The sequence below is a fragment of the Streptomyces sp. NPDC034085 genome (genome assembly GCF_055575555.1).
Map to the genome: position 1 here is coordinate 357,819 of NZ_JBVISL010000001.1, position 13,978 is coordinate 371,796.

Sequence of the window (13,978 nt, forward strand, 5' to 3'; positions counted from 1 at the left end):
CCCCGCCAACGTACCCGACGGCTATCCGAGCTCCTCCCGCAGCGTCTGCCGCCAGGCCGCCGTCAGTCCGGGCAGGTCCACTCCCAGGGCCTCCCCCAGTGCGGCCGGCAGCGGTTCGCGGGCCGCCAGCTCGTAGAGGCGTACCAGCGCCGGCTGGCCCCAGCGGGCGGCGACGAGCCGGCAGGCCAGCCAGGCGCCCCCGTACGCGCGGGCCGTCGCCTGCGGGTCGCCGCCGAAGGTGAACGCCCCGTCGGCCGGGAGCGCGCCCGGCAGTTCGCCGCGCCGCACGGCGCGCGCCAGCTCGGGCGCGCCGTCGGCCGGTGCGGTGGGGGTCTGCCGGTACGCCGCCCAGTCCGCGAAGCCCTCGGACAGCCACAGCGGCGTGGAGGCCGAGGTGGCGGCGCGGGTCGCGACGTGGGTGACCTCGTGGGTCAGCACGGTGCGCCGCCCGGCCTCCGACAGCCCCGGATACCCCTCCGGGTTGACCACCACCCGGTCGGCCGGGGCCGGTCCGCCCCCGGTGCTGCCGGTGGTGACGGCCCCCAGCCCCCGGTAGGTGTCGGCCGGACGCCCCAGCAGCGCGGCCATCGCCTCCAGCGTGGCGGGGGCCAGGACCACCACCCGCCGCGCCCACGGCCGGGGCCAGGCGGCGGTCACCGCCGGCACCGCCCGGTCGGCCTCGGCGGCGAGGGCGGCCAGCGCCTGCGGGGTCTGGCCGGCGCCGAGGACGAGGCAGTGCGCGCCCCGTACGGCGGCCACCTCTCCCTGGTCCCACAGCTGCGCCACCGCGCCGGGGGCGGGCCGGTCGGCGGTGACCCGCCAGGCCGTTCCGTCCCGGACGAGCTCCACCTCACGGGCCGAGGAGGCGGGGGCTCCGTCGTAGCCGGCGAGCCGGTAGCGCACCTCCGCGCGCGCGAAGGCCCGTACGCCGGACTGCCGGACGGAGGTGACCTCGTAGGACCAGCCCTCCAGGGGGATCCCGGCGAGCCGCGCGGGCGGGGCGGCGGACCAGTCGGCCACGGCCCGCCGTACCGCCCCGTCGTCGGCGGGGGCGCGCGGGGCCGGGTCCGCGCAGCCGGCCGCGGGGAGCGGGCAGAGCGCGAGCACGAGCAGGCGCAGGGCGGCGCGGCGGCGGACCGGGGTCATCCGCCGATCGTACGCAGGGCCCGCCTCAGGGCCGGGTCACCGAGGACACCGGCATCATCCCGACGGGGTCGTAGCGCACCCGCGCGCCCGGGTACGGGGCGTGCACCACCTGGCCGTTGCCGACGTACATGCCGACGTGGCTCGCGTCGGAGCGGTACGTCACCAGGTCCCCGGGCTGCGCCTGCGAGAGCGGTACCTGCCGGCCCGCGTACCGCTGGGCCTGCGAGGTGCGGGGCAGGGAGACCCCGGCCTGGCGGTACGACCACACCATCAGGCCGGAGCAGTCGAAGCCCGTGGGGCCCGTGGAGCCCCATACGTACGGCCGCCCGACCGCCGCCCGGGCCGCCATGACCGCGGCCATGGCGCGGCCCGAGGCGCGGCCGCCGCCGGCGGGCAGCTCCGACGGGCCGTCGACGCTGCCGCGGCCGCCGGAGCGGGAGGCGCGCTCGAAGTCGGCCCGCTCCTCGGAGGGCATCGCGTTGAGCAGCCTGCGCGCGGCGGCGAGCTTCGCCGTGACGGCGCGCTTGTGGGTGGCCACCTCCGTGCGCAGCGCTTCGAGTTCGGCGAGCTTGCGGGAGGCCTCCTGGCGCTGCCGGCCGATCCGCCGCTGCTCCTCGCGGAGTTCGCCCAGCTGCTGGGCCTGGCGGCCGCTGAGCCGGCCCAGGACGGCGGCCTTGTCGAGGTAGGCGCCGGGGTCGTCGGAGAGCATCAGCTCGACGGTGGGGTCGAGGCCGCCGGAGCGGTACTGGGCCCCGGCGAAGGTGCCGAGGATCCCGCGCATGGTGTTGATGCGGTCCTGGCCGCGGGCGACGGCGTCCTGGGCGCGGCTGATCTCGGCCCGCAGGGCGTCGGCCTTCTCGCCCGCCTCGTTGAACCGCTCGGTGGCCTGCTCGGCCTCTTCGAAGAGCCGGTCGACCTGGGTGCGGGAGCCGGCGGGCTCCTGGGGGAGGCCCGGTGAGGCGAGCGCGGGGGCTCCCGCGATGGCCACGGCGGCGCCGGCCGCGGCGGCGGTGAAGGCGGTGACCTTGGTGTTCCGGTCGAGGCCGCTGGGCCCGGGCCGTCGGTGGGACGCCATGGGGAACCGCTCCCTTCCGCTGCGCGGGGCCCGGGTCCGCCCCCCGTGGGCGGTCGTGTGCCGGGTCCGCGCTGGCAGACAGTAGCGGCGCGGCCACGCACCGGCCAACGGCCGTCGGCGGGCACCCGGGGCGGCGGGCCGCCTCAGACGCAGGTCATCGGCGGGGCGGGAGGTCAGAGCCGGTCCGTGCAATTCGCCCGGATGGGCGGTGTACGGGGCTGCCGCGGGCCGGGAGGGCGGTCAGCCGACGCGGACGCCGAACTGGAAGGGCATGTTGTCCATCGACTCGTACTTGACCCCGCCGCGCGGGTTGGACGCGTGCAGGGTCATGTTGTTGCCGGCGTACAGGCCGACGTGGTGCAGGTCGTCGTAGAAGAAGACCAGGTCACCGGGCTGGAGCTGGCTGCGCCCGATGCGCGTGCCGTCGTTGGCCTGGGTGTAGGTGGTACGGCTGATGCTGACGCCGGCCTGCCCGTAGGCCCACTGCGTCAGCCCCGAACAGTCGTAGGCGCTGGGGCCGGTGGCGCCCATGATGTACGCGCTGCCCAGCTTGGTCTTCGCGGCGGCCAGCGCCGCCCCGGCCCGGCCGGAGGCGCTCGCGGCGGGGGCGGCGCCCTCACCGGCGGTGCGGCCGGCCTTGCTCTGCTGCGCCTCCTCGTCCTTGAGCTGGCTGCGCTCCTGCGCCGTCAGCGTGTTGAGGAGTGCCTGGGCCTCGGCGAGCTTGTCCTGGGCGGCCTTCTTCTTCTCGCCGAGTTCCTTGCGGGTGGCGTCGAGGTCGGCGAGCTTGCCGGTGGCCTCCTGGCGCTGCTGCGCGAGGGCGCGCTGCTTGGCCTGGATCTCGGCTATCGCCTGGAGCTGCCTGCCGCTCAGCTGCTGGAGGGTGGAGGCCTTGTCGAGGTAGGTCTCCGGGTCCCCGGAGAGCAGCAGCGCCACGGACGGGTCGATGCCGCCGCCGCGGTACTGGGCGGTGGCCATCGAACCGAGGGTGTTGCGCAGGTCGTTGAGCCCGCCTTGGTCACGGGCCACCGCGTCTTGGAGCTGGGCGATCTCCTTCTCGAGCTTCTCCTGGTGCTCGCGGGCCCCGTTGAACTTCTCGGTGGCCTGCTCGGCCTCCTCGTAGAGGGCGTCGACCTTGGCCTTGACCTCGTCCTTGTTCGGCTTGTCCGGTGCGGCCACGGCGGACTGCGAGGAGAGGGCGACCGCCGCGGCGGCGGTGGCGGTGAGCACGGTCACGCGCGTGCGGGTCGGCTGCTTGGGTCGACGGTGGGACGCCACGGGGGCGAGCTCCTTCTTCCTAGAGCCGCCGAAGACGAACGGGCGCATTCGGCGGCACCTCCGCCCGTACCCGAATGGGTGACCTACCGCACGAAGGTTTGAGCAGACCCTAGTGACCCGCCTCTGATCACTTCAAATCCCCGGCAGCAAAAATCCGCAGCCGTTCCGCTTCTTTTACCGTCGGCCCACGCTGCGTGCCGAGGGGCTGACGGTGCGTCTTCCGCTTGCACCGTCAATCCCGGCATCGGGCCCAGTAGTTACGAAACGCGCGAAAGCCGCTTGAGCAGCAATGCGGACGCCACCGGCCGGGCTCCGGCCTTCGCGACCCCGTCGGCCACCTCGCGGTCGGTGGAGACCACGACCACCGGCCGGCCGGGCGGCTCGGCCCGCACCAGCTGGCGGATCAACTCGTCGGCCGTCACGCCCGCCTTGGAGAACAGCACCCGCACCCCGCGCGGCGGTGCCAGCAGCACCGGCGCCGCCAGCTCCGCGCCGTCGAAGACGCACGTCATCTCGGCGCCCGTCTGCGCGGCCAGCATCGACAGCCCGCCCAGCAGCCGCAGCCGCTGCTTCTCCAGCGGCATCGTCGGATAGCCGGTCTTCGTCACGTTGTAGCCGTCGACCACCAGGTGCGCCTGGGGAAGCGCCAACAGCTGGTCCAGCAGGGCCGGATCGGTCTCCGAAAGGGCGCGCGCCGCGATGTCCTTCGGGGTCATCCGGCCCGGCTCCACCGCCTCCACCGTGTCGGCCGGCCGGGTCGAGACCGGCGGCAGCGCCAGCTCGCGCCGCAGCCCCGCCGCCGCGTCCAGCACGGTGTCCAGCAGCAGCCGCAGCCGCATGTCCTCGGTGCTGCGCCCCTCCCGGGCGGCCCGGCGCGAGGTCTCCAGCGCCGACTCCACCTCCGCGAGACGGGCCTTGAGGCGCCGGGTCTCGGTCTCGGCGGCGGCCACCTGTGCGGCCGCCTCACCGCGGATCCCGTCGATCTCGGCGCCCACCTTGCGCAGCGCCGCCTCACCCCGCTTGACGTCGCTCAAGGCGCTGCGCAGCTTGCGCTGAAGCGATTCCGCTTCCTTGCGGGCGGCCTCCAGCTCGGCGCGCACCTGGTCGCCGCCGGTCCGCTGGGCCTCCTTCAGCTGCGCCAGCTCCTCGCGCAGCCGTTCCAGCTCCCGCCGGGTCTCGTCACCGACCCGCTCGGCGTCGGCGCGCTGCGCCTCCTCGCCGGCGGCGGCCACCAGCTTCACCCAGCCGGCCGGGCGCAGCACGTACGCCGCCGCGGCGACGTCCAGCGGGTCGGCGGCGGCGGGAGGGGCCCCGGCCTCCAGGGCCCCGGCCAGCTCCGGCTGCGCCTCGCGCAGCTTCTCCGCGATCCGGCTGCGGAAGACCCCGTCGGTCTCCACCGCGGCGGCCATCGCGGTGCCCGCGAACTTGGCGCGCCGGGTCGGGGTGAAACGGGCGTACTGGCGCAGCTGCGCCGGGAGGTCCGCGACCGTCAGACCGCCGAAGGCGTCCGAGACGATCGCGACGACCCGGCGCCGCACGCCTTCAGGCAGCGGGCGGTCGAGGACCTCCGCGGCGTCACCGGCCGCGTCGGCCGGCCTCGCGCCGCTTGCTGGCTCCACTCTCCGTCACCCCTACCGTGATCTACTGTGGGCCCGGCTCCGTCAGGAGTCGGTGCCCGGCCTGTCCACGAGCTCGATCTGGTCCACCGCGTTGCACCAGCGGCAGCGGACCGACTCGATGGTCTCACTGACCACCTCGCGCTCCTCGACCTTGGGCTCCCCGGCGAGATCGAGGTGGACGTACTCCACGACCTTCGACGATCGGGTGACATCGAACCGCGTGAGGTTGCCGCACAGGGTGCAGCGCCACCGGGTGGTGTCGGTCGGCAGGGGAACCGTCATCAGGCCGCTCTCTCCTTCGTAGCTCATTCAATTAAAGCGGTACGGCGCGGTCGGCGGACCGCAGCACGTAACCCTACGGCCTGGCACCACCCTCAGGCGGGTGCGTCTGCGTCATGCTCTGTCGCATGATCGTAAAGTGGCGGACCCTGTGCGAGGCCGCCCGGGGCCCCGTGGTGACGTACGCGCTGATCGCCGGCTGCTGCGTGGTGTTCGTCATCGGCCCGGCTTCCGGCCTGAACCCGGACTACGGGACGGGCGAGCGGCTGGTCTCGACGGGCACGGCGTACTTCCGGCACTGGGGCGTCGTCCCGGACGAGCTGTTCTCTGGCGCGGTGCGCCCGCTGCTGACGCCGCTCACGGCGCTCTTCGTGCACGGCAGCTGGCTGCACCTGCTCGGGAACATGCTGTTCCTCTACGTCTTCGGCACGATGACGGAGGAACGCATGGGCCGGGCGCCCTTCCTCGTCTTCTACGTCTGTACGGGATACCTGGCGCTCGCGGCCTACGCGGCGGCCAACGCGGCCTCGGACCAGACCCTGGTCGGGGCGTCGGGGGCGATCTCGGCGGCGCTCGGGGCCTTCTTGTGCCTCTTCCCGCGCGCCCGGGTGACGAGCCTGTTCCCGTTCCTGTTCTTCCTGCCGCTGCGCTTCCCGGCCTGGATCGTGCTGGTGTTCTGGTTCGGCCTCCAGTGGCTGGCGGCGCACCGGGCGGGAAGCGGTCCCGGAGTGGCCTACCTGGCCCATGTGGTGGGCTTCTCGCTGGGCTTCCTCTACGCCTGGGGGCGCTATCGCCGGGCGACTAGAGTGAGGAGACCAGTGACTGCCGGCGAGGGAGACAGCCAACCGTGATCACCGCGATCGTGCTCATCAAGACCAGCGTGGACCGCATCCCCGAGATCGCCGAGTCCATCGCCCAGCTGGACAGCGTCAGCGAGGTCTACTCCGTCACCGGCACGTACGACCTGATCGCCCTGGTCCGCGTCGCCCGCCACGAGAACCTCGCGGACATCATCCCGGGCCGCATCAGCAAGATCCCGGGCGTCGAGGCGACGGACACCCACGTGGCGTTCCGCACGTACTCCCAGCACGACCTGGAAGCCGCCTTCGCCATCGGCCTCGACGCGTAGCCCCGCTCCGGGACCGGCCCGTGCCCCGCACGGCGGTGCGGGGCGGCCGCCGCGCCCGCGCCCGCGCTACACCGCCGGGACGCAGCGGCCCTCCTCCGTGCGGTACTGCCACTTGGCGCCGTCCGCGACGAGTTCCCGTACCGCGCGCACGAAGCGCTCCACGTGCTCGTCCGGGGTGCCGGCCCCGAAGCTGACCCGGATCGCGTTCAGCGACCGCTCCCCCGGCGCCGCCTCCGGCGCCCCGCACTCCCCCTGGGCCTGCGGCTCGCTGCCGAGCAGGGTCCGCACCAGCGGGTGGGCGCAGAACAGTCCGTCGCGCACGCCGATCCCGTACTCGGCGGACAGCGCGGCCGCGAAGTGCGAGCTGTTCCAGCCGTCGACGACGAAGGAGATGACGCCGACGCGCGGGGCGTCGTCCCCGAACAGGGACAGCACGCGCACGGCGGGGACCCCGGCCAGGCCCTCGCGGACCTTGGCGATGAGGTGGCGCTCGCGGGCGACGAGGGCGTCGAAGCCGGCCTCGGTCAGGGCGCGGCAGGCGGAGGCGATGGAGTAGGCCCCGATGACGTTCGGGGATCCGGCCTCGTGGCGGGCGGCGGTGGTGTGCCACTCGACGTCCACGCCGCCGTCCTCGCGGCGGGCGACCTTGCGGGAGGCGCCGCCGCCGGCGAGGTACGGCTCCGCCTCCTGGAGCCAGTCGGCGCGGCCGGCGAGCACGCCCGAGCCGAAGGGCGCGTACAGCTTGTGCCCGGAGAAGGCGACCCAGTCCACGTCCAGCTCCCGTACGGAGACGGGGTGGTGGGGGGCCAGCTGGGCGGCGTCCAGCACGATACGTGCGCCGTGGGCGTGCGCGGCGGCGGCCAGCTCCCGGACCGGCCACAGCTCGCCGGTGACGTTGGAGGCGCCGGTGACGCAGACCAGCGCCGGCCCGTACGGGTCGCGGTCGGCCAGGGCCCGCTCCAGGGTGGCGACGGCCTCGCCGGGCGTGCGGGGGGCGTTGAGGTAGGTGACCTGCGCGTTCGTCCAGGGCAGCAGCGAGGCGTGGTGCTCGGTCTCGAAGACGAAGACCTGGCAGTCGGCGGGGAGCGCGGCGGCGAGCAGGTTGAGGGAGTCGGTGGTGGACCGGGTGAAGACCACCTGGTCGTCGGGGCGGCAGTCGAGGAAGTCGGCGACGGTGGTCCGGCTCTGCTCGAAGAGGTCGGTGGACAGCTGCGAGAGGTAGCCGGCGCCGCGGTGGACGCTGCCGTAGTACGGGGCGTACGCGGCGACGTCGTCCCAGACCCGCTGGAGCGCGGGGGCGCTGGCCGCGTAGTCGAGGGCGGCGTAGGTGACCTCGCCGCCGGTGACGAGCGGCACGGTGACGTCGCGGCCGAGGACCGGCAGAGGGGCGTCACAGGCGGGGTCGGTGACGGGGGCGGTGGCGGCAGCGGTGGCGTTCAGGGATGCGGACATGGCGGTATCTCCCGGCAGGCAGGGCTGAATGGCTTCGGTGTGCCCGTACGCGGGTACGGCTCGGCGGCCGACCGGAGGGGTACGGGAGGGCCCCGGAACGAACGGGGGTGCACGGAAGTGGCCCTGGTCCGGGGGGTGAAGAAGGGGCGGAGTCGCCCTATCGCATTCGCTTGCTCACGGAAAACGCTCCTCGAGAGACCAGGACCCCTGGTGTCGAGGGATCCGCGCTTGCCGTAGGCCTTTCTGCCTACGACCTGGTCATCACCCGGGGCACCCCGCCACGGAAGGAGGGTTGCCGGACAGCAAGCCGGGGCCAAAACGCTGTCACTCGTGACCTTGGGGAGCATCCTGCCACATGATCCTCCGCGCGCAAGACCCCGGTCCACGATGTGGACCGGGGTCTCGGTGCGGAAGGGTCAGGCGTTGGTGGCCGCCACCCAGCGCTCCAGCGCGGCCCGGGCCGCACCCGAGTCGATCGCGTCCGCCGCGCGGGCGATGCCCGCCGTCAGCTGCTCCTCCAGCGAGCCGGTGCCCGGGTCCAGGGCCACCAGGGCGGCCGCGGAGTTCAGCAGCACCGCGTCGCGCACCGGGCCGGTCTCGCCGGCCAGCAGGCGGCGGGCGACGTCGGCGTTGTACGACGGGTCCCCGCCGCGCAGGGCCGAGATGTCGACCGTCGCGATGCCCACGTCACGCGGGTCGAAGGCATGCTCCGTGATCCGGCCCTCGCGCACCCACCACACCCGGGAGGTCCCGGTGGTGGTCAGCTCGTCCAGGCCGTCGTCGCCGCGGAAGACCAGCGCGGAGGTGTTCCGCTCGGCGAGCACCCCCGCCATGATCGGGGCCAGCCGCGCGTCCGCCACCCCGACCGCCTGGGCCGTGACCCGGGCGGGGTTGGTGAGCGGGCCGAGGCCGTTGAACGCGGTGCGCACCCCGAGGTCCCGTCGCGCGGAGGCGGCGTACCGCAGGGCCGGGTGGAAGACCACCGCGGCGCAGAAGGTGATGCCGGCCTCCTCCGCGACCTGCGCCACCCGCTCCGGGGTCAGGCCGAGGTTGACGCCGAGCTTCTCCAGGACGTCGGAGGAGCCGCTGGCGGAGGACGCGGCCCGGTTGCCGTGCTTGACGACCTTGGCGCCCGCGCCGGCCGCCACGACGGCGGACATGGTCGAGATGTTGACCGTCTTGGCGCCGTCACCGCCGGTGCCGACGATGTCCAGGGTCCGTCCGGGCACCTCGATCAGGTTGGCGTGGGCGTACATCGTGCGGACCAGGCCCGTGTACTCCTCCACGGTCTCGCCCTTGGCCCGGAGGGCCACCGCGAAGCCCGCGATCTGCGCGTCGGTGGCCTCGCCGCGCATGATCCGCTCCATCGCCCAGGCGGTGTCGTCGGTGGCGAGGTCCTGGCGGTTGAGCAGGGCCTCCAGGATGCCCGGCCAGCCGCGGGCCGCCACGCTGTCGCCGCCTGCCGGGGTCGCAACGTTCATGGTCAGCTCCTGCTGCTTCGTCGGGGTCGCACGTCCCATGGGGACGATCACAGCCTATCCAGCCCCGGAGGCGGCAAAGAGCCCCGTCCAGACACTGGACGGGGCTCTTGCCGTGGCGACACGGGGACCGGCCGGAGCCGGTCCCTCAAGCGGTCGGACCGGAGATCAGTGGTGGCCGTGGCCGGCCTGGATCTCCTTGTACTCCTCCACCGTGGGCTTCGGAATCTGGTTGTTCTCCGCGTAGAAGCCCTTGCTGAGCTTCGCGCGCAGCTTCTCGCCGCGCGTCACCTTGCGCTCGACACCGTTCTCGTCGACCGTGGGGCCGATCTCGACGGGCCGGTACTGCTCGTGCGCGGTGAGCGTGTGCAGCTTGGCCTGCGACAGCGGCTCGTGGACCTCGACGAACTCACCGTGCGGCAGGCGCTTGATGATGCCGGTCTCGCGACCGTGCAGCACCTTGTCGTGGTCCCGGCGCTGGAGGCCGAGGCAGATCCGCTTGGTGGCGATGAAGGCCAGGACCGGGACGACGAAGAAGCCGATCCGGACGAACCACGTGATCGAGTTGATCGACAGGTGGAAGTACTGGGCGAACATGTCGTTGCCGCCGCCGATGAGGAGCACGATGTACTCCGCGATCCAGGCGACACCGAAGGCCGTACGGGTCGGGACGTTGCGCGGGCGGTCCAGGATGTGGTGCTCGCGCTTGTCGCCGGTGACCCAGGACTCGATGAACGGCCAGACGGCGATCGCGCCGAGGACCAGCGGGAAGAGCAGCAGCGGGATGAACACGCCCAGGACGAGCGTGTGGCCCCACAGGTTGATCTCCCAGCCGGGCATGGCACGGATGAGGCCTTCCGGCATACCCATGTACCAGTCGGGCTGCGCACCGGTGGACACGTGGTCCGGGCGGTACGGGCCGAGCGCCCAGATCGGGTTGATCGAGGCGATCGCCGCGACGGCCGCGATGACGCCGAAGACCAGGAAGAAGAAGCCTCCGGCCTTGGCCATGTAGACGGGCAGCAGCGGCATGCCGACGACGTTGTTGTTCGTCTTGCCGGGGCCGGCGAACTGGGTGTGCTTGTGGAAGAACACCAGGATCAGGTGCGCGACCAGCAGGCCCATCATGATGCCGGGCAGCAGCAGGATGTGCACCGAGTAGAACCGCGCGACGAAGTCGCCGCCCGGGAACTCCCCGCCGAAGAGGAACATCGACAGGTAGGTGCCGACGACCGGGACGGAGAGGATGGCGCCCTGCATGAAGCGGACACCGGTGCCCGAGAGCAGGTCGTCCGGCAGCGAGTAACCGGTGAAGCCGGTGAACATGCCGAGGACCAGCAGCAGGAAGCCGAAGATCCAGTTGATCTCACGCGGCTTGCGGAACGCGCCGGTGAAGAAGACGCGCATCATGTGCACGACCATCGCCGCGACGAAGATCAGCGCGGCCCAGTGGTGGATCTGGCGGATCAGCAGACCGCCGCGGACGTCGAAGCTGATGTCCAGGGTCGAGGCGAAGGCCTCGGACATCATGACGCCCTGCATCGGCACGTACGAGCCGTGGTACACGACCTCGTTCATGCTCGGGTGGAAGAACAGCGTCAGGTACACACCCGTGAGGATGATGATGATGAAGCTGTAGAGGCAGATCTCGCCCAGCATGAAGGACCAGTGGTCCGGGAAGATCTTGCGCATGTTCGCCTTGGCGAGGCCGTAGATGCCCAGGCGGCCGTCCGCCCAGTCGGCTACGCGCTCACCGCGCGACGCGTTGCGCGACGCCCCGGTGGCCGAGGTGTTCGTGGAGGTGCTCATCCGCGCTCCCAGAATGCAGGACCGACGGGCTCTTCGAAGTCGCCGTGCGCCTCGAGGAAGCCTTCGTCATTCACGCCGATCCGCAGCTGCGGAAGCGCGTGACCGGCCGGGCCGAAGATGACACGGGCGCCGTCGGAGAGGTCGAAGGTGGACTGGTGGCACGGGCAGAGCACGTGGTGCGTCTGCTGCTCGTACAGGCTGATCGGGCAGCCGACGTGGGTGCAGATCTTGGAGAAGGCCACGATGCCGTCGTGGGACCACTCCAGCTCCCGCTTGTCCTTGATGTCCTCCGGCTGGATGCGGACGATCATCAGGGCGGCCTTGGCGATCTGGACCTGGAAGTCGTGCTGGTCCTCCTCCAGGCCTTCCGGCATGGCGAAGGTCAGCGAACCGACCAGGACGTCCTCGGGACGCAGCGGCTCCATCGTGTTCTGGTTGATGAGCAGCTTGCCCTTGGACCACAGGGTCTTGCGCAGCTTGTCCTCGGGCAGGGGGCCCAGGTCGCGCAGCAGCACCACTCCGGCGAGCGGCACCAGGGCCAGCGCGCCGAGCATCGTGTTGCGGATCAGCGGACGGCGGGCGATGCCGGACTCGTTCGCACCGTCGGCGAAGTCCTGCATGACCTTCGCCTTGACCTCCGGGGAGGCGGCGATCTCGTGGCGCTCATCGGCGACCTCGACGTCCGACATCAGCGTGCGGGCCCAGTGGACCGCGCCGGCGCCGATGCAGAACAGGGCCAGGCCGAGCGTCAGGCCGAGCGAGAAGTTCAGCGCGCTGACCTTCCCGACGGGGAAGATGTAGACGATCTTCTCCACCGGGATGGCCACGTACGCGGCGATGAAGCCGATCGTGGCCAGCATCGACAGCGTGAACAGCATCGCCACCGTGCGCTCGGACCGCCTGGCGGCCCGCTCGTCGATGTCCTGGATGCGCGGCTTGTGGACCGGGAGGCCGGGGTCGGCGAACGGGTCGTCCGCGACCGCTACGGCACCGTGGTGCGCGTCGCCCTGCTCGCTCGGCAGGTGCTTGTCTTCGGGAATGTCTTGGCTACTCATGACTTCTTGGCCTTAGCGGTGTGGGCCGCGACCCAGACGGCGACAGCGATCAGCGCACCCAGACCGAAGATCCAGCCGAACAGACCCTCGGAGACGGGGCCGAGGCCACCGAGCTTCAGGCCGCCAGGGCTGACCGACTTCTCGCCGTTCACGTTCTGGAGGTACGCGATGATGTCCTTCTTCTGCTTCTCCGGCATGGTGCTGTCGGGGAAGGAGGGCATGTTCTGCGGGCCGGTGAGCATGGCCTCGTAGATGTGCTTCGGCTCGACGTCCTCGAGGTTCGGGGCGTACTTGCCGAGCGTCAGCGCGCCGCCCTCGCCGGTGAAGTTGTGGCACTGCGCGCAGTTGTTGCGGAACAGCTCACCACCGGCGGCGATGTCGGCACCAGCCGGGTCGTACTGCTTCTCGGCCGGCGTGATCGGACCGGCGCCGAGCGACGCGATGTACGCCGCCAGCTGGTCGATCTGGGCCTGCGAGTAGATCCTCGGCTTCTTCGGCACCTGGGCGCCGGGCTGCTGGGCGGGCATGCGGCCCGTGCTCACCTGGAAGTCGACGGCCGCGGAGCCGACGCCGACCAGGCTGGGGCCGTCAGTGGAACCCTGACCGCCGGTACCGTGGCAGCTTGCGCAGCCCACGGCGTACAGCTTCTTGCCCTCCTCGATGGCGAGGGACTGGGCGGTTTCATCGGCCTGCGCCTTGCCAGCGGGCGCGAAGGCAGCGTACAGCCCCCCCGTGACCGCCAGCGCGAAGAGTAGAACGACGACCGCCGCCAGCGGATGGCGTCGTCGTGCGGAGAGCTTTTTCACGGATTACCCCGGTGTCAGGATCTTCTGCGTCGGTGTTTCTGGATGGTGCCGGGCGGGGCCCGGCGACGTGTTCGCTACTTGATCAGGTAGATCGTCGCGAAGAGGCCGATCCAGACGACATCGACGAAGTGCCAGTAGTAGGACACGACGATGGCCGACGTGGCCTGTTCGTGGGTGAACCTCTTGGCCGCGTACGTCCGGCCGAGGACCAGCAGGAAGGCGATGAGACCGCCCGTCACGTGCAGACCGTGGAAGCCGGTGGTCAGGTAGAACACCGTGCCGTACGGGTCGGACGAGAGGCTCAGACCCTCGTGCTTGACCAGCTCGGTGTACTCGAACACCTGGCCGCCAATGAAGATCGCACCCATGACGAACGTGATGATGAACCACGACCTGAGCTTCTTCACGTCACCGCGCTCGGCGGCGAATACGCCGAGCTGGCAGGTGAGCGAGGAGAGCACCAGGATCGTGGTGTTCGTCGCCGAGAAGGGCAGGTTCAAGGCCGAGGCCTTCTCCGCCCAGAACTCGGCGCCCGTCACGGATCGCAGGGTGAAGTACATCGCGAAGAGGGCCGCGAAGAACATCAGCTCGGAACTCAACCAGATGATGGTTCCGACGCTGACGAGGTTCGGCCGGTTGACCGTCGGGTGCGCGTGCCCGGTATCTACTGTCGTTGCTGTCGCCACGACCGACATTATGTCGGTCGCTTATCCCGCCCTCACCCCGGGGGGTGCCGTTCGGAGTGTCAGGGGGGTGTGCAAGGCCCGAACGGCCCATCAGAGGACCGGTCGCGAGGGCGGCGGAACCGATGTTGACAGCCGGTCGGACGGAGTAGCATCCCGCGCATCATCAGCG

13 protein-coding genes and 1 riboswitch are annotated in these 13,978 nt (G+C 71.8%); of the genes, 2 read left to right on the plus strand and 11 right to left on the minus strand.

From position 1 onward, the window contains the following. Nucleotides 1–21: 21 nt before the first annotated feature. From ACZ501_RS01700 to ACZ501_RS01720, 5 genes are all read right to left on the minus strand, one after another. Entirely contained in the window at nt 22–1,146 is a 1,125-nt protein-coding gene (locus ACZ501_RS01700) for a hypothetical protein (RefSeq protein WP_468791703.1), read from the minus strand. 25 nt (nt 1,147–1,171) lie between these two features. Beyond that, nucleotides 1,172–2,221, minus strand: coding sequence for a C40 family peptidase (locus ACZ501_RS01705; RefSeq protein WP_468791705.1), 1,050 nt, complete (start codon nt 2,219–2,221; stop codon nt 1,172–1,174). Between the two features lie 240 nt (nt 2,222–2,461). Further along, the gene (locus ACZ501_RS01710; protein WP_361610429.1) at nt 2,462–3,496 is read right to left on the minus strand and encodes a C40 family peptidase; all 1,035 of its coding nucleotides are present in this window, start codon (nt 3,494–3,496) and stop codon (nt 2,462–2,464) included. 257 nt (nt 3,497–3,753) lie between these two features. Beyond that, entirely contained in the window at nt 3,754–5,115 is a 1,362-nt protein-coding gene (locus ACZ501_RS01715) for an NYN domain-containing protein (protein WP_361610427.1), read from the minus strand. A 42-nt stretch (nt 5,116–5,157) separates the two neighbouring features. Next, nucleotides 5,158–5,397 (minus strand): hypothetical protein, encoded by a 240-nt coding sequence (locus ACZ501_RS01720; RefSeq protein WP_007263676.1) that lies wholly within the window; start codon nt 5,395–5,397, stop codon nt 5,158–5,160. A 113-nt stretch (nt 5,398–5,510) separates the two neighbouring features. Here ACZ501_RS01720 and ACZ501_RS01725 point away from each other — a divergent pair, with 113 nt between their 5' ends. Both ACZ501_RS01725 and ACZ501_RS01730 read left to right on the plus strand, forming a co-directional pair. Further along, the gene (locus ACZ501_RS01725) at nt 5,511–6,245 is read left to right on the plus strand and encodes a rhomboid family intramembrane serine protease (RefSeq protein WP_362465240.1); all 735 of its coding nucleotides are present in this window, start codon (nt 5,511–5,513) and stop codon (nt 6,243–6,245) included. Continuing rightward, the gene (locus ACZ501_RS01730) at nt 6,242–6,523 is read left to right on the plus strand and encodes an Lrp/AsnC family transcriptional regulator (protein WP_007263678.1); all 282 of its coding nucleotides are present in this window, start codon (nt 6,242–6,244) and stop codon (nt 6,521–6,523) included. Before ACZ501_RS01725 ends, ACZ501_RS01730 begins: the two co-directional genes overlap by 4 nt. Before the next feature lie 66 nt (nt 6,524–6,589). Here the strand turns inward: ACZ501_RS01730 and ACZ501_RS01735 are convergent, their stop codons facing one another. The 6 genes from ACZ501_RS01735 to ctaE form a co-directional block, all read right to left on the minus strand. Next, nucleotides 6,590–7,975: an aminotransferase class V-fold PLP-dependent enzyme gene (locus ACZ501_RS01735; RefSeq protein WP_468791707.1), complete on the minus strand. Its 1,386-nt coding sequence runs from the start codon at nt 7,973–7,975 to the stop codon at nt 6,590–6,592. A gap of 219 nt (nt 7,976–8,194) precedes the next feature. After that, nucleotides 8,195–8,311: riboswitch (SAM riboswitch) on the minus strand. An 80-nt stretch (nt 8,312–8,391) separates the two neighbouring features. Continuing rightward, nucleotides 8,392–9,456, minus strand: coding sequence for an anthranilate phosphoribosyltransferase (gene trpD, locus ACZ501_RS01740; protein WP_361609864.1), 1,065 nt, complete (start codon nt 9,454–9,456; stop codon nt 8,392–8,394). A gap of 165 nt (nt 9,457–9,621) precedes the next feature. Then, nucleotides 9,622–11,262 carry a cytochrome bc1 complex cytochrome b subunit gene (qcrB, locus tag ACZ501_RS01745; RefSeq protein WP_361609859.1) on the minus strand — a complete coding sequence of 547 codons (1,641 nt, stop codon included), beginning with the start codon at nt 11,260–11,262 and terminating at the stop codon, nt 9,622–9,624. Further along, entirely contained in the window at nt 11,259–12,317 is a 1,059-nt protein-coding gene (qcrA, locus tag ACZ501_RS01750) for a cytochrome bc1 complex Rieske iron-sulfur subunit (RefSeq protein ID WP_361609860.1), read from the minus strand. Before qcrA ends, qcrB begins: the two co-directional genes overlap by 4 nt. Further along, nucleotides 12,314–13,123 (minus strand): cytochrome bc1 complex diheme cytochrome c subunit, encoded by an 810-nt coding sequence (gene qcrC / locus ACZ501_RS01755; protein WP_361609861.1) that lies wholly within the window; start codon nt 13,121–13,123, stop codon nt 12,314–12,316. Before qcrC ends, qcrA begins: the two co-directional genes overlap by 4 nt. 74 nt (nt 13,124–13,197) lie before the next feature. Further along, the gene (gene ctaE / locus ACZ501_RS01760; RefSeq protein WP_361609862.1) at nt 13,198–13,818 is read right to left on the minus strand and encodes an aa3-type cytochrome oxidase subunit III; all 621 of its coding nucleotides are present in this window, start codon (nt 13,816–13,818) and stop codon (nt 13,198–13,200) included. Nucleotides 13,819–13,978: the final 160 nt, after the last annotated feature.